This window comes from Pseudoclavibacter sp. RFBB5, assembly GCF_002931555.1.
Lineage (GTDB): Bacteria > Actinomycetota > Actinomycetes > Actinomycetales > Microbacteriaceae > Pseudoclavibacter.
Window position 1 is genome coordinate 489,458 of the sequence record NZ_PSTZ01000007.1, and the last position, 21,729, is coordinate 511,186.

Annotated in this window: 21 protein-coding genes; 2 read left to right on the forward strand and 19 right to left on the reverse strand. The window is 69.1% G+C overall.

What is annotated here, in order from left to right:
* Positions 1-42: 42 nt before the first annotated feature.
* The 16 genes from C5B97_RS10195 to C5B97_RS10275 form a co-directional block, all read right to left on the reverse strand.
* On the reverse strand, positions 43-2,118 hold the full coding sequence (locus C5B97_RS10195) for a primosomal protein N' (protein ID WP_146080784.1): 2,076 nt from the start codon (positions 2,116-2,118) through the stop codon (positions 43-45).
* Positions 2,119-2,132: 14 nt separating this feature from the next.
* Entirely contained in the window at positions 2,133-3,326 is a 1,194-nt protein-coding gene (gene metK / locus C5B97_RS10205) for a methionine adenosyltransferase (protein ID WP_104311953.1), read from the reverse strand.
* 54 nt (positions 3,327-3,380) lie between these two features.
* Positions 3,381-4,598 carry a bifunctional phosphopantothenoylcysteine decarboxylase/phosphopantothenate--cysteine ligase CoaBC gene (gene coaBC / locus C5B97_RS10210; RefSeq protein WP_104312579.1) on the reverse strand — a complete coding sequence of 406 codons (1,218 nt, stop codon included), beginning with the start codon at positions 4,596-4,598 and terminating at the stop codon, positions 3,381-3,383.
* Between the two features lie 70 nt (positions 4,599-4,668).
* Positions 4,669-4,995: a DNA-directed RNA polymerase subunit omega gene (gene rpoZ / locus C5B97_RS10215; RefSeq protein ID WP_068484449.1), complete on the reverse strand. Its 327-nt coding sequence runs from the start codon at positions 4,993-4,995 to the stop codon at positions 4,669-4,671.
* On the reverse strand, positions 4,992-5,891 hold the full coding sequence (gene gmk / locus C5B97_RS10220; RefSeq protein ID WP_104311954.1) for a guanylate kinase: 900 nt from the start codon (positions 5,889-5,891) through the stop codon (positions 4,992-4,994). The genes rpoZ and gmk overlap by 4 nt, the downstream gene beginning before the upstream one ends.
* Entirely contained in the window at positions 5,888-6,778 is an 891-nt protein-coding gene (gene pyrF / locus C5B97_RS10225) for an orotidine-5'-phosphate decarboxylase (protein ID WP_104311955.1), read from the reverse strand. The genes gmk and pyrF overlap by 4 nt, the downstream gene beginning before the upstream one ends.
* On the reverse strand, positions 6,779-10,078 hold the full coding sequence (gene carB, locus C5B97_RS10230; protein ID WP_104311956.1) for a carbamoyl-phosphate synthase large subunit: 3,300 nt from the start codon (positions 10,076-10,078) through the stop codon (positions 6,779-6,781).
* A gap of 2 nt (positions 10,079-10,080) precedes the next feature.
* Entirely contained in the window at positions 10,081-11,253 is a 1,173-nt protein-coding gene (gene carA / locus C5B97_RS10235) for a glutamine-hydrolyzing carbamoyl-phosphate synthase small subunit (RefSeq protein ID WP_104311957.1), read from the reverse strand.
* A complete protein-coding gene (locus tag C5B97_RS10240) occupies positions 11,250-11,792 on the reverse strand; it encodes a hypothetical protein (RefSeq protein ID WP_104311958.1) in 543 nt (180 codons plus the stop codon). Before C5B97_RS10240 ends, carA begins: the two co-directional genes overlap by 4 nt.
* The gene (locus tag C5B97_RS10245) at positions 11,792-13,135 is read right to left on the reverse strand and encodes a dihydroorotase (RefSeq protein WP_104311959.1); all 1,344 of its coding nucleotides are present in this window, start codon (positions 13,133-13,135) and stop codon (positions 11,792-11,794) included. Before C5B97_RS10245 ends, C5B97_RS10240 begins: the two co-directional genes overlap by 1 nt.
* A gap of 29 nt (positions 13,136-13,164) precedes the next feature.
* Positions 13,165-14,124: an aspartate carbamoyltransferase catalytic subunit gene (locus tag C5B97_RS10250; protein ID WP_104311960.1), complete on the reverse strand. Its 960-nt coding sequence runs from the start codon at positions 14,122-14,124 to the stop codon at positions 13,165-13,167.
* The gene (gene pyrR, locus C5B97_RS10255) at positions 14,121-14,684 is read right to left on the reverse strand and encodes a bifunctional pyr operon transcriptional regulator/uracil phosphoribosyltransferase PyrR (protein WP_104253262.1); all 564 of its coding nucleotides are present in this window, start codon (positions 14,682-14,684) and stop codon (positions 14,121-14,123) included. Before pyrR ends, C5B97_RS10250 begins: the two co-directional genes overlap by 4 nt.
* A gap of 109 nt (positions 14,685-14,793) precedes the next feature.
* A complete protein-coding gene (gene nusB / locus C5B97_RS10260; protein WP_068484434.1) occupies positions 14,794-15,201 on the reverse strand; it encodes a transcription antitermination factor NusB in 408 nt (135 codons plus the stop codon).
* Complete coding sequence (efp, locus tag C5B97_RS10265; protein WP_068484432.1) at positions 15,201-15,764, reverse strand: elongation factor P; 564 nt, start codon at positions 15,762-15,764, stop codon at positions 15,201-15,203. Before efp ends, nusB begins: the two co-directional genes overlap by 1 nt.
* 116 nt (positions 15,765-15,880) lie before the next feature.
* Entirely contained in the window at positions 15,881-16,348 is a 468-nt protein-coding gene (gene aroQ, locus C5B97_RS10270; RefSeq protein ID WP_181026971.1) for a type II 3-dehydroquinate dehydratase, read from the reverse strand.
* 22 nt (positions 16,349-16,370) lie between these two features.
* Positions 16,371-17,240 (reverse strand): Cof-type HAD-IIB family hydrolase, encoded by an 870-nt coding sequence (locus C5B97_RS10275; RefSeq protein ID WP_181026972.1) that lies wholly within the window; start codon positions 17,238-17,240, stop codon positions 16,371-16,373.
* Positions 17,241-17,396: 156 nt separating this feature from the next.
* Between C5B97_RS10275 and C5B97_RS10280 the strand changes: the two genes are divergently transcribed.
* Both C5B97_RS10280 and C5B97_RS10285 read left to right on the forward strand, forming a co-directional pair.
* A complete protein-coding gene (locus C5B97_RS10280; protein ID WP_104311963.1) occupies positions 17,397-18,215 on the forward strand; it encodes a GNAT family N-acetyltransferase in 819 nt (272 codons plus the stop codon).
* 72 nt (positions 18,216-18,287) lie between these two features.
* On the forward strand, positions 18,288-18,872 hold the full coding sequence (locus C5B97_RS10285) for a dihydrofolate reductase family protein (protein ID WP_104311964.1): 585 nt from the start codon (positions 18,288-18,290) through the stop codon (positions 18,870-18,872).
* On the opposite strand, the gene aroB is transcribed toward C5B97_RS10285, so the two are convergent.
* The 3 genes from aroB to aroC are packed head-to-tail and all read right to left on the reverse strand — an operon-like array spanning position 18,869 to position 21,727.
* Complete coding sequence (gene aroB, locus C5B97_RS10290; protein ID WP_258068271.1) at positions 18,869-19,906, reverse strand: 3-dehydroquinate synthase; 1,038 nt, start codon at positions 19,904-19,906, stop codon at positions 18,869-18,871. The genes C5B97_RS10285 and aroB overlap by 4 nt on opposite strands.
* Before the next feature lie 37 nt (positions 19,907-19,943).
* On the reverse strand, positions 19,944-20,459 hold the full coding sequence (locus tag C5B97_RS10295; protein WP_104311966.1) for a shikimate kinase: 516 nt from the start codon (positions 20,457-20,459) through the stop codon (positions 19,944-19,946).
* Positions 20,456-21,727, reverse strand: coding sequence for a chorismate synthase (gene aroC, locus C5B97_RS10300; protein ID WP_104311967.1), 1,272 nt, complete (start codon positions 21,725-21,727; stop codon positions 20,456-20,458). Before aroC ends, C5B97_RS10295 begins: the two co-directional genes overlap by 4 nt.
* Between the last annotated feature and the right edge of the window lie 2 nt (positions 21,728-21,729).

Consider the following 21,729-nt stretch of genomic DNA (forward strand, 5'->3'; position numbering starts at 1 on the left):
GTGCCTCTCGAGGTTGTGTGGAACGTGGAGCTGGGACGAGGGTCAGAAGATCCCCGGCGGGTCAAATCGTACGCGCAGGGTCGACGCGTGGCCGCCTCCTCTGCCGGCGACCCGCGGGCGCCTGCTGGTGGCCGAACGCACGAGCTCGCTCTTGAGCGCTTTCGCGAGTGGCGTGCCGAGCGCATAGCCGAACTTGATGACGGCCCTGCTCCCGACCTCCTGTGGCGTCGGTCCGAGGACCTGCAGCGCGCCGCCCGGCTGGAGCTCTGGCACCGCCTCGAGGGTTGAGAGGGCCCGACGAACTTCCTCGTCAGTTCCCGTCAGTGCGACGACGCGCACGGCCGGTGGGAAGTGCAGCTCGCGTCGTTCGGACAGTTCACGAGTCGCGTACTCGGGCTGCTGCCAGGTGCGGAGGGCGTGCGCGGCTGGTGTCTCACCGCCGACGATGACCACCTTGGCGTTCGGGTGCGCGAGCGCGGCGGCGTTCGACCACCCGCGGAGCGCATCGACGCCCGCGTCGAGTCGCTCCTGCGCGAGGGAGCGCTCCGTGTCGAGCAGCACGATGCCGGCGTAGCCGGAAGTCGGCACGGGCTCAGCTCCTCGTGTCGCGACGACGAGGCAGGGGCGGTCGTCGATGGACACCGTCTCTGACGCTCCGTCGGCCACGACCACGCGCGTGCCGGGGAACGCACGACCGAGCTCCTCGGCGGTCCGCTCGGCTCCGAGCGAGGTGTTGCGAAGGCGCTTGTCTCCGCACTCGGGGCACTGCCACTCGGGGTGGAGGGCGTCGCACACCCGGCACGACGGCGGCGCGGACGGACGCGCGAACTCGAGCGCCCCGCCGCAGACGGTGCAACGAGCTGGCGTGCGGCACCTGGCGCAGCTGAGACTCGGGATGTAGCCGGCCCTGACGACCTGCAGCAGCACGGGCCCGTGCTCGAGTGCACGTCGTGCCTCCTGCCACGCGAGGGCTGGGATGCGAGCGTGCGCGGCTGGCGTCTCCTCGGCGAGCGCCTGGCTCCCCGAGATGACCTTCGGGGCCTCTGGCCGGGCCAGCGGCACGGGCGTGAGCCAGTGCATGCCGACAAGACGCGCGACCTCGAGGCTCGGCGTGTGAGCGGCGAACACGAGCGTGAGCGACTCCCGCTCTGCTCGCAGCAGGGCGACGTCGCGCGTGCTCGCGTAGGGGGCGAGCTGCTCGGTGAAGCTCTCGTCTCCGTCGTCCCACACGAGCACTGCGCCGAGGCGCGACGCCGGGGCGTAGATGACGCTTCTCGTCCCGACGACGACGCCCGGGGTGTCATAGAGGCAGGCGAGGAACGCGGCGTACCGCTCGGCGGGCTTGGCCCGCGTGTCGAGGCGGCGGATGCGGGACGTCTCGAGGAATCGTCCGAGGGCCTTCAGCGCGAGCTCGACGTCTCGGTAGTCCGGGACGGCGAGGATGACGGACTCCCCCGCACGAACCCTCGCCGCGGCCACGGCCGCGAGAGCGAAGAGCGAGCGGGGCACGCCAGCATCGACGCCGACGGGCGCATCGATTGCGAGCCTCGCTGCCGAGCCCCTCGCAAGGAGCGCAGCCGCGTCCGCGCCGTACATGGGCACAAGCGCGGCCTCGGGGTCCTCGAGCACGGCGGTGACTGCGGGGGTGGGCTGCGCCGCGACCGAAGTTGCGGCCTGGTCTGCCGAGGCCTGATCCTCGGTGCTGGCCGGCGCCGCCTGGTCGTCCGTGTCGTCTCGCGCCGCCTGTGCTTCCAGCCACCGCTGCTCGACGCGCACGGACCGGGCCGGGATCGCGAGGCGCAGCACATCGGCCGCACATCCCGCCTGCCGGTCCGCAACCGCTCGTGCGAGCCCGGCGATCTCGGGGGTCAGCACGCGAGCGATCGAGACGAGCTCGGTGATCGAGGCGAGCTTCCCCCCGTACTCGGCCGCCTGCTCGAGCGCGACCACGAACCCCTGCAGCTGGCGGTTCGAGGTGCGAAGCGGCACCGCGACGCGCATGCCGACGCCGATCCGCTCGCGCAGCTCGATCGGGATCTCGTATTCGAGTTCCCGATCGAGCTGCGGGAGCGGCGAGGCGACGACAACTCGCGCGACCCGCGGAAGCGTGTCGTTCATGGTGAGTCGGCTGATCAGAGGCCTGCCGCTTGGCGGAGCTCCTCAGCCCGGTCGGTGCGCTCCCACGTGAAGTCGGGCAGCTCGCGTCCGAAGTGCCCGTACGCCGAGGTCTGCGCGTAGATGGGGCGGCGGAGATCGAGGTCATCGACAAGCGCACCGGGGCGGAGGTCGAAGGTCTTCAGGATCGCCGCGATGATCTTGCCATCCGCGACGGCGCCGGTGCCGAACGTCTCGACGTACAGTCCCACAGGCTCGGCCTTGCCGATCGCGTAGGCGATCTGGACCTCGAGTCGATCCGCGAGCCCGGCCGCGACGGCATTCTTCGCGACCCACCGCATGGCGTAGGCGGCAGAGCGGTCGACCTTCGACGGGTCCTTGCCGCTGAACGCCCCACCGCCGTGCCTGGCCATGCCGCCGTAGGTGTCGACGATGATCTTGCGCCCCGTGAGACCCGCGTCGGCGCGGGGGCCTCCGTCGATGAAGCTGCCAGACGGGTTCACGAGGAAGGTGGGCTCGGCCCCCGCGAAGCCGTTCCGCTCCAGGACGGGCCGCACGACGTGCGCGATGACGTCCTCCCGGATCTGTGCCTGCTCGAGGCCCGGGTCGTGCTGGGTCGAGAGGACCACCGTCTCGATGGAACGCGGCACGCTTCCCTCGTAGCCGACCGTGACCTGGGTCTTGCCGTCGGGCCGCAGGTAGGCGACTTCGCCGGACTTGCGCACCGCGGCGAGCTGCTGGGCGAGCTGATGGGCGAGGTGGATCGGAAGCGGCATGAGCGCGTCCGTCTCTCGGGTCGCGTAGCCGAACATGATGCCCTGGTCGCCGGCGCCCTGCTTGGCGATCTCGTCCTCCGAGCTCTCAGAGCGGTGCTCCAGCGAGGTCGTGACGCCCTCGCCGATCTCCGGCGACTGCTCGCCCACGGAGATCGAGACACCGCACGACGAGCCGTCGAAGCCGACATCGCTCGACGTGTAGCCGATCTCGCTGATGGTGCGCCTGACGATGCCCGCGATGTCCGAGTAGGCGTTGGTCGTGACCTCCCCGGCGACGTGCACCTGGCCGGTCGTGACGAGTGTCTCTACCGCGACACGTGAAGCCGGGTCCTGGGCGAGGAGGTCGTCGAGGATGCGGTCGGAGATCTGGTCGCAGATCTTGTCAGGGTGACCCTCGGTGACCGACTCCGAGGTGAACAGGCGAAGCGTAGACAAGAAGAACCCCTTGCGGTGAAGTTGCGGCCGGACGGTTTGGACCGGCCGGTACGGCTAGACGTTGACGAGCAGGTCCAGGATGGCATCGGCCACCGACACTTTGTCGCCAGTGTGACGCGAGACAACGTCGCCGGACGCTGAGAGGACGAAGATCGAGTTCTCGTCCGACTGGAATCCGAGGTTCCAGCCGACCCGGTTCACGACGAGGTAGTCGCACCCCTTGCGAGCGATCTTCGCGCGACCGAGCTCGAGCAGTGCCGCGTCGTCCGTCTCTGTCTCCGCGGCGAAGCCGATGATGACCTGCTCGCTGCCGCGGGCGGAGGCGAGATCCTGCAGGATGTCGGGATTGCGAGTGAACGTGAGCGTCAGCTCCTCGCCAGCCTGCTCTTTCTTGATCTTGCCCTCCGCCACGGTGACCGGACGGTAGTCGGCAACTGCGGCGGCCATGATGATGACGTCGTGTCGTGGGGCGATCTCGGCGCAGGCCTGCGCGAGCTGCTGGGCGCTCGAGACCGTGACGAGCTTGACGCCGTCGGGCGGGCGGACCTCGGCGTTGGCCGCCACGAGGGTGACCTCCGCGCCACGGGCGAGTGCCCGCTCGGCGAGCGCGAAGCCCTGCCGTCCGCTCGATCGGTTGCCGATGAACCGGACAGGATCGAGCGGCTCGCGCGTGCCGCCGGCGGTGATGAGGACCCGCCTGCCTCGGAGATCGCTGGCGAGTTCGGCGTCCCTGCGACGGCGTCGCTCGCCGCGGCCGGCGCTCAGGATCGTCGCGACGATCTCACTGGGCTCGGCGAGGCGTCCCGGGCCCGAGTCGTTGCCCGTCAGCTGACCCTCGGCAGGCCCGACGAGGACGACGCCGCGTGCATCGAGCCGCGCCGCATTGGCCTGTGTCGCCTGGTTGAGCCACATCTCGGTGTGCATGGCCGGGGCGAGGATGAGCGGAGCCGTCGACGCGAGGATGGTCGTGCCCAGCAGGTCGTCGGAGAGCCCAGCGGCGATCTTCGCCATGGAGTTCGCGGTGGCCGGGACCACTGCGATGACGTCGGCCTGCTGACCCAATGCGACGTGCCTCACCTCGGCCACGTCGTCGAAGACGTCCGTTCGCACGGGGTTGCGTGAGAGGGCTTCGAACGTCGGACGGCCCACGAATCGCAGCGCGGACTCCGTGGGGACGACGTCGACGTGGTGACCGAGGAGGACGAGGTCGCGGATGACCTGGACGGCCTTGTAGGCGGCGATGCCGCCGGTCACACCGACGACGACGCGCATCGGCTGGCCGTCGGACGCGTCGGTCCCGTGGTCAGCCGGATGCGCGCCGGCGGTCTCGCTCACGGTCGTGCTATGCCTGAGGGGCGTCGTCTTCGAAGTTGATCTCGTCATCGAACACGATGACGTCGTCTGGGGTCTCGAGCGGGCGAGCCTCGACCATGACGATCTTCTGCTCGTTGATCTCGTGCAGCGCGATCGACAGGGGCTTGTCGTCGATCGAGGAGTCGATCAGCGGGCCGACATTCTGGTAGATCGCTCCGTCGTGCAGGTCGGAGTAGTAGTCGTTGATCTGACGCGCGCGACGCGATGCGAAGATGACCAGCTGGTACTTGTTGTCGACTCGCTGCAGCAGCTCGTCCATGGGCGGGTCGATGATGCCCTTTGGCTTCTCAATCATGCGTGCTCCTTGTTCAGTCCCAGATGTTCGACTACGCGTGCCGCAGCCTCAGGCACGGAGTCGTTGACGACCAGTGCATCGAACTCGTCCTGGGCGGCGAGTTCGACCTTCGCGGTTTCGAGGCGCCGAGCCTGTTCTTCGGCCGATTCCGTGCCGCGCCCGACGAGGCGCCGCACGAGCTCGTCCCAGCTCGGAGGCAACAAAAATACCAGTCTAGCCTCTGGCATGCGCGATCGGACCTGTCTTGCGCCCTGAATGTCGATTTCGAGGAGGACCGAGCGTCCCGAGGAGATGGCGTCGTCGATGGGTCCGCGCGGGGTTCCGTATCTGAAGGCGTTGTGCACGGTGGCGTACTCGAGGAGCTGCTCGTCGGCGACGAGCCGGTCGAAGCCCTCGTCGTCGTGGAAGTGGTAGTTCACGCCGTCGACTTCACCGGGACGCGGGGCACGCGTCGTGGCGGACACCGAGAGCTCGACTTCCGGGTAGTGCTCTCGGATGTAGTTCGCGACGGTGCCCTTGCCGACCGCCGTGGGGCCGGCCAGCACGACGAGACGACTGTTGCCGGTCTGCGCGCCCAGCCGCTCCTCCAGGAACGAGCGGAGACGGATGCGCTGGTTGCGGCCGAGGCCACCGAGGCGCTTTGAGGGCGAGATCGCGAGCTCTTCGAGGATGCGCGCCTGCTTCGTGGCTCCGATGTGCGGGATGCTGAGCAGGAACTGCGTCACGCGGAGGGAGTGCTCGGCGGCGTGCTCTGCGGACTGGCTCGCGTCGAGCACGGAGATCGGCGAGCGGGTTCCGTTCGCAAGGGCGCGTTTGACCTCAGCGCGAGCCTGGCGTGCGAGGACCGCCGCGCGCGACGCGGCGACGCGATCGACCGGAGGTGGGACCTGGGTCATGAGAGGGCGTCCTCCAGCTCAGCGGCTTGCTGGTCGATGGCGTCGGCGATGCCATTTGGCCCCGCGGCCAGGACACTGCGTGAGACGTTGACGATGACGGACTCAGCTGCTGCGCCGAACGTCTCCTTGATGCGCGCGAACTCGGCACCCTGGTGGCCGAAGCCTGGGGCGAGGATCGGGGTCCGGGGTGAGGCGCCGAGCATCGCGAGGTCGACGCCGAGGAGGTCGAAGTCGACCGTGCCGCCGAGGACGACGCCGACTGAGCCGAGCGCGCCGGTCGTGTGCTCGGCATTCCAGGCGGCCGCGCGCTTCGCGACTCCCCCGGCGACGGTCTCGCCGAGCTGGGAGCCGCGGTCTCGGCGGGCCGTCTGGATCGAGGTCGACTCCGGGTTCGAGGTGGCGGCGAGCACGAAGAGTCCCTTGCCGAGACGGTCGGCGAGCTCCAGCGCCGAGGCGAGGGAGTCGAAGCCCTGGTAGGGGTTCACGGTCATGGCGTCCGCTTCGAGCGGCGAGCCCTCGTCGAGCCACGCCTTGGCGTAGGCCTCGAGGGTCGTGCCGACGTCCCCGCGCTTGACGTCGGCGATGACGAGCAGGCCCGCCTCCCGCGCGGCGCCGAGCACGGACTCGAGCGCCGCGAATCCGCTGGAGCCGAATCGCTCGTAGAACGCGATCTGCGGCTTGATCACGCCGACGCGCTCCGCCGATGCCTCGACGACGCGGAGTCCGAACTCCCTGGCACCCGCCGCGGTGTTCGGCAGCCCCCACGCGTCGAGCAGGAACTCATGCGGATCGATGCCGATGCACAGCCTGCCCCGGTTCTCCACGGCGTGCTGGAGTCGGGCTCCGAACCCGCTCCCTCCAGCACGCGCCGCGAACGCCTCAGTCAACTAGCTGTCCCCCCTCTGGGTGTTGTACTCCTGCAGGCTCGTCACCGTGAATCCGCTTCGCAGCGCGGAGAGCGAACCGACAGCGGCGGACAGCTCCGAGATCGTGGTGAAGATGGGCAGGTCGGCGGAGACTGCCGCCGTGCGGATCTCGTAGCCGTCGGCCCGTGACGCGCGGCCCGATGGGGTGTTGATGACCATGTCGACCTCTCCCCCGTGGATCATGTCCACGATATTGCGGTCCTGGCCGGGAGTGGTGCCGTCGGGCGAATCCGGAGTGAACTTTCCGACGACCTTGGCGGTGATGCCGTGGCGCGCGAGGACGGCAGCTGTGCCCTCGGTGGCCGCGATCGAGAACCCGAGCTCGACGAACTTCGCGACAGGAAGCACGATCGCGCGCTTGTCGCGGTCGGAGACCGAGACGAACACGGTGCCGGACTTCGGCAGGCCGCCGTAGGCCGCGAGCTGGCTCTTGGCGAATGCGGTCGGGAAGTCGGTGTCGATGCCCATGACCTCGCCGGTGGAGCGCATCTCCGGCGAGAGCAGCGAGTCGACGATGCGTCCGTCCTTCGTGCGGAAGCGCTTGAAGGGAAGCACTGCCTCCTTCACGGCGACGGGGCTCGAGGCCGGCTGGTGCGTGCCGTCCTGGTCGCGGAGGAGTCCCTCGGCCTTCAGCTCGGCGATGGAGACCCCCGTCATGACACGGGCGGCGGCCTTCGCGAGCTGCGTACCGAGGGCCTTCGAGACGAAGGGCACGGTCCGGGAGGCGCGCGGGTTGGCTTCGAGCACGTACAGCTTGCCGCCCGACAGCGCGAACTGCACGTTGAGCAGGCCACGGACGCCGACGCCCTGGGCGATGGCGAGGGTCGCGTCGCGCACGTTGTCCAGGACAGCGCTCGAGAGAGTGACAGGAGGCAGGGTGCACGCCGAGTCGCCGGAGTGGATGCCGGCCTCCTCGATGTGCTCCATGATGCCGCCGATGTAGAGCTCGTCGCCGTCGAACAGGGCGTCGACGTCGATCTCCGTGGCCTCGTCGAGGAACCGATCGACCAGCAGCGGATGAGCGGGTCCGACGATCGCCTGACCCTCGATGCGCGAGAAGTAGTCCTGCATCTGCTCTGCGTCGTACACGATCTCCATCCCGCGTCCGCCGAGCACGAAGCTGGGGCGCACGAGCACCGGGTAGCCGATGCCCGTGGCGACATCGAGGGCGCCGTCGAGGTCGGTCGCGGTGCCGTTCTCCGGCGAGATCAGGCCGGCGCGGTCGAGGACGCCGGAGAAGAGCCCGCGCTCCTCGGCGAGGTCGATCGCTGCTGGGCTCGTGCCGAGGATCGGGACGCCAGCCGCCTCGAGCCCCTTCGCGAGTCCCAGCGCAGTCTGGCCGCCGAGCTGGACGACGACGCCGAGCAGCTCGCCGGCACCGCGCTCGACCTCGACGATCTCGAGGACGTCCTCGAGCGTGAGCGGCTCGAAGTAGAGGCGGTCGCTCGTGTCGTAGTCGGTGGAGACCGTCTCCGGGTTGCAGTTGATCATGATGGTCTCGAAGCCGGCGTCCGAGAGCGCGAACGACGCGTGCACGCACGAGTAGTCGAACTCGATGCCCTGACCGATGCGGTTCGGGCCCGAGCCGAGGATGATCACCTTGCGGCGGTCGCTCGGCGTGACCTCGGACTCCTGGTCGTAGCTCGAGTAGTGGTACGGCGTGAAGGCCGGGAACTCACCGGCGCACGTGTCCACGGTCTTGAAGACCGGGCGGACTCCGAAGTTGTGGCGGATCGCGCGGACCTCGTCCTCGCGGCTCCCGCGGAGCTCCGCGATCTGGGCGTCGGAGAAGCCGTGGCGCTTCGCGTGCCGGAGCAGGCGGGCGTCGACGACGTCTGCGGAGCTGATCTCGGCCGCGACCTCGTTGATGAGCACGATCTGGTCGATGAACCAGGGGTCGATGGCCGTGGATTCGAAGATCTGCTCCGGCGTCGCACCCTTCCAGAGCGCGCGCTGCACGTTGACGATGCGGCCGTCGGTCGGGATCTTGATCGTCTCGAGGAGCTCCTCGACGGAGACCTCGTCTGCAGCCCACGTGAACGACGATCCCCGCTTCTCGAGCGAGCGCAGTGCCTTCTGCAGCGCGGTCGAGAAGTTGCGACCGATGGCCATGGCCTCGCCGACCGACTTCATGGTGGTCGTCAGCGTCGTGTCGGCGGCCGGGAACTTCTCGAAGTTGAAGCGGGGCACCTTGACGACGACGTAGTCGAGCGTCGGCTCGAAGCTCGCGGGCGTCACCTTCGTGATGTCGTTGGGGATCTCATCCAGGCGGTAGCCGATGGCGAGCTTCGCCGCGATCTTCGCGATCGGGAAGCCCGTCGCCTTGGACGCCAGCGCCGACGAGCGGGACACGCGAGGGTTCATCTCGATGACGATGATGCGACCGTTCGAGGGGTCGATGGCGAACTGGATGTTGCATCCACCGGTGTCGACGCCCACGAGTCGGATGATCGCGATGCCGATGTCGCGGAGGCGCTGGTACTCGCGGTCGGTCAGCGTGAGCGCGGGCGCGACCGTGATGGAGTCGCCCGTGTGGACGCCGACGGGGTCGACGTTCTCGATCGAGCAGACGACCACCGTGTTGTCGGCGGTGTCGCGCATGAGCTCGAGCTCGTACTCCTTCCAGCCGAGGATCGACTCCTCGAGGAGCACCTCGCCCGTCGGGCTCGACTGCACGCCGTCGGCGACGAAGCGGATCAGGTCCTCTTCGTTGTAGGCGAAGCCGGAGCCGAGGCCGCCCATGGTGAACGAGGGACGGACGACAAGAGGGTAGCCGAGGTCCTCGGCGAAGCCGATCGCCTGCTCGACGCTCGTCGCGATGTGGGAGCGCGCGACTTCGGCGCCGGCCTCGATGACGAGGTCCTTGAAGATCTGGCGGTCCTCGCCGCGGCGGATCGCGTCCACCTTCGCGCCGATGAGCTCGACGCCGTGACGCTCGAGGATGCCCTCCTCATGGAGCGCGATGGCCGCGTTGAGCGCCGTCTGCCCGCCGAGGGTGGGGAGGATCGCGTCAGGGCGCTCCTTGATGATGATCGACTCGATGATGTCCGGGGTGATCGGCTCGACGTACGTGGCGTCGGCGAAGTCCGGGTCGGTCATGATCGTCGCGGGGTTCGAGTTCACGAGGATGACGCGGACGCCCTCCTCGCGGAGCACGCGGCAGGCCTGCGTGCCCGAGTAGTCGAACTCGGCCGCCTGGCCGATGACGATGGGTCCCGAGCCGATGACGAGGACGCTCGAGATGTCTGTGCGCTTTGGCATGCTTACGCGTTCTCCTGGCCGTTGGTGGGGGTGGATGAGGTGGCGAGGTGCTCGCGCACCATCTCCCTGAACTGGTCGAAGAGCGGGGCCGAGTCGTGGGGGCCCGCCGCCGCCTCTGGGTGGAACTGCACGCTGAACGCCGGGATGTCGAGGCAGCGGAGGCCTTCGACGACCTGGTCGTTGAGGCCGATGTGGCTGACCTGCGCGCGGCCGAAGCCGGCTGGCGTCTCGACGGGGCCGTCGAGTGGAGCCTGGACGGCGAAGCCGTGGTTCTGGGCGGTGATCTCGATGCGGCCGGAGAACGTGTCGACGACGGGCTGGTTGATGCCGCGGTGGCCGAAGGGCAGCTTGTACGTGTCGAAGCCGAGGGCACGGCCGAGCAGCTGGTTGCCGAAGCAGATGCCGAAGAACGGTGTGCCGTCGCGGAGGACGTTCTGCAGCAGCTCCACGTGCGCGTCGCTGGATGCAGGGTCGCCCGGCCCGTTGGAGTAGAAGACGGCGGTGGGGGCGAGCTCGCGGAGCTGGTCGATGGTCGTGGCGTGCGGCAGCACGTGCACGTCGAAGCCACGCTCGGCCAGCGCCTTGATCGTGGCCGTCTTGATGCCCAGGTCGATGATGGCGACGGAGCCGATCCGCTCGTCGGCCGTCGACGGGTGCACGATGGGCTCCGGCGTCGAGACGCGGTCGCTGAGGTTGCGGCCCGCCATGCTCGGCTGCGAACGCACCTTCTCGAGCAGCGTGGTCTCGTCGGCCGAGGCCGCCTCGCCGGAGAAGATCCCGCCGCGCATCGAGCCCTCGCTGCGGATGCGTCGCGTGAGCGCACGGGTGTCGACGCCGGCGATGCCGACGATGCTGGTCTCGGTCAGGGCGTTCTCGAGCGTGTCCTCGGAGCGCCAGTTCGAGACGACGCGGGAGGGGTCGCGGACGACGTAGCCGTCGACCCAGATCTGGCGCGACTCCATGTCCTCCGCGTTGACCCCGGTGTTGCCGATGTGCGGGGCGGTCTGGACGACGATCTGGCCTGCGTAGCTCGGGTCCGTCAGCGTCTCCTGGTAGCCGGTCATGCCGGTCGAGAACACGACTTCGCCGAGCGTCTCGCCGACGGCGCCGTACGCGTCGCCCTCGTATCGCGTCCCGTCCTCCAGGACGAGCACGGCGGGAATTGGTGGCGTCATGAGGACTCCTCGGTCGTGGGGGCTGGTGTTCGCTGCAGCGAGTGCAGCGCGGTCTTGAGCTGTTCTCGCGCGGTGGCGTCGACAACTCGGAGGGAGGTCTCGACGCTCACGCGGTCGCTCGCTGCGTCGTCGCCGGGCAGGAGCCACCGGATGATCGTGAGCCCGCCGTTCTCGACGACTCGGTCGATCGTGACGGTGCCGTCGATGGTGGCCTCGATGTCTGCCGCGGGGATGAAGAAGGCTCGTTCGCCTGCGATGCGCACGACGAGTCCTTCCCGGAGCACGGTCACCTCAGCCCGCCCCCGGAATCCGAGCGGCGGGACGACGATGCGGTCGAGGGTGTCACCCGTGCGGCTCGTCGACACGTAGTGCACGTCGTGCCAGTGCCCGAGCGGCTGCTCCGTCGACTGCGGGGGGCTCAGGGGCGTGGCGATGCCGGCCTGCGCCCGTGTCCGGCGTCGCCAGCCGAGCCACATGAGCGCGACGATGACGAGGAACGCGACGATCGTGAGGGCGGCGGGGAGTACGCGGTCGTCCATCAGGCGAGTTCCTGCTCGCGCGCTCGGGCGGCGGCGGCCGCACCTTCGGCCGAGAGGAGGACGCCGTCGTCGAGCGTGCGGGTTCCGCGGTAGACGGTGTGCACGACCCGGCCGGGCAGCGGCATGCCGAGGAATGGCGAGTTGATGCTCTTGCCTCCGAGTGCGGCCGTCGTGAAGTCAGCCGTCGGGGCTGGGTCGTAGAAGACGAGGTTGGCGAGCTCGCCGGCCGCGACGGGGCGTCCAGATGCGGAGTCGCCCCCGATGCGAGCGGGAGTCTCGGACATGATCCGCGCCACGTCCGCCCAGCTGAGCGCGCCCGTGTCGATCATGGTGTGCTGCACGACGCGCAGGGCGGACTCGAGCCCGACCATGCCCATCGCGGCCTGGTCCCACTCGGTCTCCTTGGCATCGACGGGATGCGGCGCGTGGTCGGTGGCGACGATGTCGATCGTGCCGTCGGCCAGCGCTTCTCGCACCGCGAGCACGTCATCCTGCGTCCGAAGCGGCGGGTTGACCTTGAACCGGGCGTCGTAGCCGCGCACGAGCTCCTCGGTGAGGAGGAGGTGGTGGGGCGTGACCTCAGCGGTCACGTCGATGCCGCGTGTCTTTGCCCACCGCACGACATCCACACCTTCGCGGGTGGAGACGTGGCAGACGTGCAGGCGTGAGGAGACGTGATCGGCGAGCAGTGCGTCGCGCGCGATGATCGACGATTCGGCCACCGCCGGCCACCCGCCGAGGCCGAGCTCGGCCGAGAGCGCCCCTTCGTTCATCTGGGCCCCTGCCGTGAGGCGAGGGTCCTGGGCGTGCTGGGCGACGACTCCGCCGAACGCCTTCACGTACTCGAGGGCGCGACGCATGATGAGCGGATCGAAGACGCACTTGCCGTCGTCGGAGAACACGCGGACGCCGGCGTTCGACTGCGCCATCGCGCCGATCTCGGAGAGCTGCTCGCCTTCGAGCCCGACCGTCACGGCCCCGATGGGCCGGACATCGGCGTATCCGGCGGCGCGACCGAGCGCGGCGACCGCCTCGACCACACCCGCCGTGTCCTGGACCGGAGAGGTGTTCGCCATGGCGAACACCGTCGTGTACCCGCCGAACGCCGCCGCGCGGGTGCCGGTGAGCACCGTCTCGCTCGACTCGAAGCCAGGTTCGCGCAGGTGCGTGTGGAGGTCGACGAGGCCGGGCAGGAGCACGAGGCCCTCGACGTCGATGACGCGTTCCACGCCGTCGACGGAGACGGATCCGGCCGGGGCGACTTCGGCGATCGTGGTTCCGGCGACGAGCACGTCGACGGGGTCGGCGCCGAGCAGCTTGGCGCCTCGATACAGCGTGGTCATGGTGCCTTTCTCGTTTCCTGGGCCCTGGTTCACGAGCCGCTCCCCTCGCGCTCGCCGGAGCAGAGCACGTAGAGCGCGGCCATGCGGACGGCGACGCCGTTCGCGACCTGCTCGAGGACGGTCGACTGCGGTGAGTCGGCGGCGATCGAGGAGATCTCCAGACCGCGGTTCATGGGGCCGGGATGCATGACCATCGTAGCCTCGGGCAGGCTCCGGAACCGGGTCTCGCCGAGCCCCCAGTTCTTGGCGTACTCGCGCGTGTTCGGGAAGAAGGCGTCGTGCATCCGCTCCGCCTGGATGCGGAGCAGCATGACCGCGGTCGGGTGCGTGGCGAGCGCCGCGTCGAGGTCGCTCGTGATCGTCGCCGGCCAGGACTCCGTGCGCACGGGGACGAGGGTCGGCGGGCCGACGAGCGTGACCTCGGCCCCGAGGGTCGTGAGGAGCCACACGTTCGATCTGGCCACTCGCGAGTGCAGGATGTCACCGACGATGACGATGTGGCAGCCGTCGAGTCCCTTTCCGCGGGCCGCGGCGCGTCCGTGGACGCGACGTCGCAGCGTGAACGCGTCGAGGAGCGCCTGCGTGGGGTGCTCGTGCATGCCGTCGCCGGCGTTCAGGATGGGGGCGTCGATCCAGTCACGCTCGGCGAGGAGCTGCGGCGCGCCGCTCGAGGGGTGCCTGATGACGACGGCATCGGCGCCGATGGCCTTGAGCGTCTGCGCCGTGTCCTTGAGCGACTCTCCCTTGGAGACGCTCGATCCCTTGGCGCCGAAGTTGATGACGTCAGCGGAGAGTCGCTTCTCCGCGGCTTCGAACGAGATGCGGGTGCGCGTCGAGTCCTCATAGAACAGGTTCACGACGGTGATGCCTCGAAGAGCTGGCAGCTTCTTGACCTCGCGGTCGCCGACATCCGACATGTCCTCGGCGACGTCGAGCAGCATGATCGCGTCCTCGCGACTCATGCCCTTCGTGGAGAGCAGGTGCTTCATGCGCGTCCCCCGTCGGTGATGACGACGCGGTCGCCGCCGTCGAGCTCCGTGAGCTCGACGCCGATGCGCTCGCTCCGGGCGGAGGGCAGGTTCTTCCCGACGTAGTCCGCGCGGATCGGGAGCTCGCGGTGCCCGCGGTCGACCAGGACGGCGAGCTGCACGGCACGAGGCCGGCCGGTATCGCTGAGCGCGTCGAGGGCGGCTCGCACCGTGCGGCCGGAGAAGAGCACGTCATCGACGAGCACCACGGTCTTGCCGTCGATGCCGCCCACAGGGATGTGCGTGGGCTGCGAGACGCGTGCCGGTCCGCGGCGCAGATCGTCACGGTACATCGTCACGTCGAGTGCGCCAGCGATCTCCGCGGCGTCGACGTGTGTCCCGTTCGAGGCCTCGAAGCCGGCGATGAGGCTGGCGAGGCGCTTCGCGAGGGGAACTCCTCGGCTCGGGATGCCGAGCAGGAGCAGGTCCTTCGACCCACGGTTCTGCTCGAGGATCTGGTGCGCGATTCGCACGAGGGCTCGTTGAACGTCGTCGTGATTCAGCACGGTTCGCTGGGGCACGTCGACCTCCTTCCCCGCCTCACTGGACGGTGTTAAAGGATGTCTGGAACTGGGGGCCGGGCCGTCTCGCCTGTGGCGGTCTCGGCTCGAGCCCCCAGCCTAGCATCGGCTACTGCTCGCTGATGCGGCCGAGCACGCCGTGGATGAACTTGCCCGACGCGTCCGTCGAGTACTCACCGGCGGCGCTGACGGCCTCGGTGATGGCCACGGCGGCGGGGATCTCGTCGTTGTACTTGAGCTCCCAGATCGCGACGCGGAGGATCGAGCGGTCGAGCGCGGGCATGCGCTCCAGCGTCCAGTCGCGAGCGGTCTCGACGATGTAGCCGTCGATCTCATCTGCGTGCTCGATGACGCCGAGCACGATCTCCCTGGCGTAGCGCCAGCTCGCCGCGCGGTCGGGCTCATCAGCGGCCCGCTCCGCTTCCTGGCCGAGGAGCTCGGGGATCGGGGTCCCGCGAACGTCGGAGGCGAACAGGATGTCCATGGCGCGCTTGCGCGCCTTCGTGCGCGCGCTCACTAGTCGTTGACGCGGCCCAGGTAGTCGCCCGTGCGGGTGTCGATCTTGACCTTCGTGCCGGCGTCGACGAACAGCGGAACCTGGATCTCCGCGCCGGTCTCGACGGTCGCGGGCTTGGTGCCCGCATTGGAGCGGTCGCCCTGCAGGCCCGGCTCGGTGTACGTGATCTCGAGCACCACCGACGGCGGGAGCTCGATGTAGAGCGGCTCGCCCTCGTTCAGCGCGATCTGCACGCTCTGCTGCTCGAGCATGTACTTGGCCGCGTCACCCACGATCCGCTCGTCGAGCGTGATCTGGTCGTAGTCGGTCTGGTCCATGAAGACGTAGCCGTCGCCGTCGCGGTAGAGGTACTGGAAGTCGCGGCGGTCGACCGTCGCGGTCTCGATCTTGGCGCCGGCGTTGAACGTGCGGTCGACGGTCTTGCCGCTGACGACCTGCTTGAGCTTGGTGCGCACGAAGGCACCGCCCTTGCCGGGCTTGACGTGCTGGAAGTCGATGACCTGCCAGAGTTGCTTCTCGATGAGAAGCACAACGCCGTTCTTGATGTCTGCCGTAGTTGCCATGGAAGTTTCTCCGTGTCCATCCCGCGCAAGAGCGGGATTCTTCAGTTATCGCCACCTGGTTGAGGTACGCGCGAGCTGTCGGCGCGAGGCGTTTGCCCCAGCGGCCCCGGAGAAGTCTAGTGCAGGGTCTCCGAAGAGGCCTGTTTCGCCTCGCTCATGGCGCGGATGCCTTCGAGTGCCGCCAGGTACGAGCCTGCGCCGAGACCGGCGACGACGCCCGTCGCGACCGCCGAGATGACGCTCGTGTGCCGGAACGTCTCGCGTGCGTGCGGGTTCGACAGGTGCACCTCGATGACCGGGGTCCCCGTCTCCGTGACGATCGAGACCGCGTCGCGGAGCGCGATGGAGTAATGGGTGAGCGCGGCGGGGTTCAGGATGACCGGGGTGCGCGCATCCGCCGCTTCATGCAGCCACTCGACCAGCTGGCCCTCGAAGTTGGACTGCCGTGCGTCGATCTCGACGCCGCCGCCAGCTGCAGCGCGGAGGAGCTCGACGATGTCGGCGAGCGTCTGCGTGCCGTACGTCTCCGGCTCGCGCGTGCCGAGTCGATCGAGGTTGGGGCCGCCGAGAACGAGGATGCGCATGCGGGTCAGTCTATAGACGGGGTCAGGCGAAGGCCGCGGTCGGGACGACCGACTCGTCCGCCGAGATGAGCTCGTTGCGCACGAACGCGTTCCAGACCCCGTTGTCGTCGACGCCGGTCGTCACCTGGTCGGCGTAGGCCTTGATGGCATCGGGTGCGTTGCCCATCGCGACGCCGACTCCCGTGAGCTGGAGCATCTCGACGTCGTTGATGCTGTCGCCGATCCCGATCGTGTCCGCCCGCTCGAGCCCCTTCAGGCGGCACACCTCGAGGATGGCGCTCCCCTTGTTCACGCCGAGTTGCAGGAGCTCGCCGCTGTGGGGGCCGAGAACAGGGACCGTGGCGTTGATGACGTCGAAGCGTCCGGCGAAGGCCTCGCGGATAGCGTCGATGGGGGTTTCGGCGCTCAGGAAGCACATCTTGCCGATGTCGTCTCGCAGCACCTCGCCACCCTCCTCGAAGAACGTCTCGAACTGCAGCGCTCCGTCGGCCTCGACACGGTCGGAGTCGGCGAGCTCGACGGCGAGCAGCCTCCGGAGGTGCGCGCGGAAGCCGGGACTTGCGACGACTGCCGAGTCGCTCTGCACGTAGAAATCGATCCCAGACCGGGTGAACACGTCGATGGCGAAGGCGACGTCGTCGAGCGACATCGTGCGTGAGACGCGCGTCTCCCCATCGAACCACACGAAGCTGCCGCCGGCGCTCACGATTCCGTCGAAGCCGATGTCGAGGATCTGGGGGTAGATCTCCGCGCGCGACCGGCCGGTGCAGATGAAGACCAGGTGGCCGGCGGCCCTCGCGCGGCTGACGGCCTCGACCGTCGACGGCTGGATGCGCTCCTGCTCGTCGATGAGAGTGCCGTCGATGTCGAGGAAGACGATGCGCCTGGTCAACTGTGTCCTTCTGCTCATGAGTGCGGCCGATAGCTCCGGCGCCTCGTCGAACGAGGATGACGCTGCAGCTGGGCCGTCCACCAGGCTAGACGATGCGAGCACGCGGACGGCACCTGAGGGCTGGCGGCGCTGTCCCTGACGACCTAGCCTCGGACCATGTCCGCCGAGTTCGAGACCCTGGCGACCACGGGGTCGTCCACGCCGTCCGTCGAGGACGCCAGCAGAGCCCTGCGCGCCAGCTGGCCCGCGCTGGACGAACGGCGTCTCGGCGGCTGGGCCGTCGGATTCTCCGAGGGGTTCACGCGGCGTGCGAACAGCGTGTGGATGCTCGGCGAGGTGGGGGACGTGGAGACGGCCATCGGCACGGTCGAGGAGGCGTACCGTGTGCGTGGCCTCCCCAGCCGCTTCCTCACGACCGACTCGAGTGACTCGGACGAAGTGGCGGCGCTGCGGGCGTTCGGCTACGTGACGTCACTCTCCGGCGGAGTCCTCGCGCGTGCGCTCGGCCCAGCAGACGGCCCTCACCAGTCGCTCGCTGGCTCACATCCATCCGCGGTCCTCTCGGTATCCGCCCCGCAGCTCCCACCCGACTGGCTCGACGCCTGGCTGACCTGGAGCGGCCGACGCCTGCCGAGCGACCGCCGCCTCGCCCCGCGCATCCTGCGCCAGGGCACGCCGAGCTTCCTCAGCGTGAGCGTCGACGGTTCCAACGTGGCGACCGCGCGGCTCTCGGTGCTCGACGGCATCGGGGTCGTCGACTGCCTGGTCACGGCTCGCGCGAGCCGGGGCCGTGGGTACGCCCGTCTGCTGCTCGAACGCGCGCAGCACGAGGCCTTCGCGCTCGGCGCATCGTCGTGCCTCGCCATGGTGGTCGACGGCAACGACGCCTCGCTCCGGCTCTTCGACCGGCTGGGCTACCACCGGCTCGGGGCGTTCCGATACCTGGAGGGTCCAGAGCGGACCGGCTGCTGCTGAACGCCGCCCTGGCAGCGGCGACCCAGGGCCGCGTCGTAGGGTCCTCGCACCAGTGAGACAGAGGAGCAGCCCATGCGAGAGCTCGTGTACTACGTCGCGACGAGCATCGACGGTTTCATCGCCGACCCGAGCGGAGGCTTCGACGCCTTCCCGATGGAGGGCGACCACATGGCCACCCTGCTCGCGGACTACCCCGACGCGTTCCCTGCGCATGTCCTTGATGCGCTCGGAATGCGGGCCCCCGGCACGAGGTTCGACACCGTCATCATGGGCTGGAACACCCTACGCCCAGCTCTCGATGTCGGCATCGAGAGCCCGTACCCGCATCTGCGTCAGGTCGTCGCGAGCCGCGGCGACCGGCGCGTCGCTGATGACATGACGCTCACGAGCGACCCCGTCGACACCGTCCGGCGGCTGAAGGACGAGGACGGGCTGCCGATCTGGCTCTGCGGCGGAGGGGAGCTCGCCGGCTCGCTGCGCAGCGAGATCGACCGCCTCGTTCTGAAGCGGAACCCGGTCGTCTTCGGTGCCGGCGTTCCGCTCTTCGGCCACGCTGGATACTCACCGCAGGCATTCACCCTGAGCGCGACGCGGCGCTTCGAATCGGGCGTGACGATTGATGAGTATGTTCGGTGCGACGAACGCCGGGGCGCTTAGCTGGCGATCTCCTGGTACGCGGCGAAGAGCAGGCTCTCGTCCGGCGCGCGCATGATCGTCGGACGCCCGAGGCCATCGAGGACGACGAACCGGAGCATGGCGCCCCGCGCCTTCTTGTCGCGGCGCATCGTGGCGAGCAACGTCTTCCAGCGGCCGGCTGGATAGCTCGTGGGGAGACCGAGGAGCTCGAGGATCGCCGTGTGGCGGTCCGCGGTCGCGTCGTCCAGGCGCCCGGAGAGCCTCGCCAGCTCGGCGACGAACACCATGCCGATGGAGATGGCGGCACCGTGGCGCCACTGGTAGCGCTCCGCGTTCTCGATGGCGTGCCCGAGCGTATGGCCGTAGTTGAGGATCTCCCGCAGCCCCTGCTCGGTGAAGTCCTCGCCGACGACCCGCGCCTTGACGCGGATCGCGAGCTCGAGCACCCGGAGGAACTCGGGGGTCGTCGGGTCGGTAGCCCGCTCCGGGTCACGCTCGATGATGTCGAGGATCTCCGGCTCCGCGATGAAGCCGGCCTTCACGACCTCGGCGAAGCCGGCCAGGAGCTCGTTTCGCGGCAGGCTGTCGAGGATCTCCGGATCGATGACGACGCCAGCAGGAGGGTGGAAGGACCCGACGAGATTCTTGCCCTCGTTCGTGTTCAGCCCTGTCTTGCCGCCGATCGCTGCGTCGACCATCGCGAGCACCGTCGTGGGCATGTGCACGACCTTGACGCCACGCAGCCACGTCGCGGCGATGAAGCCGCCGATGTCGCTCGTCGCGCCTCCGCCGATCGTGATGACGGCGTCCGACCTCGTGAAGTCCGCCTGGCCGAGGATCTGCCAGCAGAACGCGGCCACCTCGATGCGCTTCGCGCCCTCCGCATCCGGGATCTCGGCGATCAGAACCTGGGTGTACTCGCCGACGAGCTGCTCCCGGACACGCTCCGCCACATTCGCGAGGTGGGGGGCGTGCACGATCAGGACCTTGGCGACGCCCTCGCCGAGCAGCGCCGGGACCACGGCGGCCGCGTCGCGGAACTGGCCGCCCCCGATGATGATGTCGCCGTGGGCGCCGGGAACCTCGATGATCTCAGGCAACGTCGCTTGGTCCTTCCTTGGAGTTCTGCTCCAGCCACTCCGCGATGTCGTCGACGACGCGGACCATGGGCCGGAATGAGGTGTCGAAGCTCACGTCCGCGAGACGCTCGTACGTCTCGCGACGGGCTTCGTAGATCTGCGTCCAGCTCTCGATGCCCGTGATGAGCGGCCGCTTCGAGTTGCCGGTGATGCGCTCCGTGATGGCAGCGGGGGACGCGGTCAGCAGCACGACGGTGTGGCCGTCGAGCCGCGACTGCGTCTCGACGTCCATGACTGCCCCGCCCCCGAGTGAGAGGACCTCGGTCGTCTCGAGGTGCTCCGCGATCACGTCGCGTTCGAGTCGCCGGAACTCGACTTCCCCGTGCGCGGCGAAGATGTCGGGAATCGCCCCGTGGCGCGCCACGATCACCTTGTCGGTGTCGGCGTAGCTCGCGCCGAGCACCTTCGCGAGGCGGCGCCCGGCCCTCGACTTGCCGGCCGCCGGCGGGCCGATGAGGACGACGCTCATACGCGCCACTCGCTCAGCGAGTCCCCCATCGGCGTCTCGTCGACGGGACCAGCCTGCAGCTCGGACTCGGAGACCGACTCGTGGGACGTGCGCAGCAGGGGTGGGATGCTCCCGAGGTAGCTCTCGATGTTCCGCTTCGTCTCCGCCACCGAGTCCCCGCCGAACTTCTCCAGGATCGTGTCCGCGATCGTGAGGGCCACCATGGCCTCGACGACGACGCCGGAGGCCGGGACCGCGCACACGTCGGAGCGCTGGTGGTGTGCCGCCGCGTCCTGACCGGTGGCGACATCCACGGTGTGCAGCGCCTTCGGAACGGTCGCGATCGGCTTCATGCCCGCGCGCACGCGCAGGACCGTGCCCGTCGCCATGCCACCCTCGATACCGCCGGCGCGGTCGCTCGAGCGCACGATGGAGCCATCCCGGACGTAGAGCGGGTCGTGCGCCGAGGTTCCCGGACGACGAGTCGTCTCGAACCCGTCGCCGACCTCGACGCCCTTGATGGCCTGGACGCTCATGAGCGCCTTCGCGAGACGCGCGTCGAGTCGACGGTCCCAGTGCACGTAGGAGCCGATGCCAGGCGGCAGTCCCCACACGAGGACCTCCGTGACCCCGCCGAGCGTGTCGCCGCTCTTGCGGACCTCGTCGATGAGCGCGACGGCCGCCGCCGACGTCTCCGCATCGAAGACGCGGACGGGATCGGCGTCGATCGCCGCGAGGTCCGCGTAGACGGGCAGGGGCGCGTCGTCTGGAACGCGAACCGTGCCGATGGCCAGCGTGTGACTGAGCGTGGTGATCCCCAGCTCGGCCAGGAAGCGCTTCGCGATCGCACCGAGCGCGACGCGCGCCGCTGTCTCACGGGCGCTCGCGCGCTCAAGGACGGGGCGGGCGTCGTCGAAGCCGTGCTTCTGCATGCCGATGAGATCGGCATGTCCCGGGCGTGGACGCGTGAGTTTCGCACCCCGGCCAGTGTCGAACACGGCGGGATCCACCGGCTCCGGACTCATGACCTCGACCCACTTGGGCCACTCCGTGTTGCCGATGCGGATGCCGATGGGCGAACCCATCGTGGCGCCGTGGCGCACGCCCGCGGAGAGCGTCAGCTCGTCCTGCTCGAACTTCATTCGCGCTCCCCGGCCGTGGCCGAGCTTTCGCCGCGCGAGGTCGGTGCGGAGATCGTCGAGGGACAGCGGGACACCAGCTGGGAGTCCCTCGAGGATCGCAAGGAGTTCTGGGCCGTGGGATTCCCCGGCCGTGAGCCATCGAAGCATTG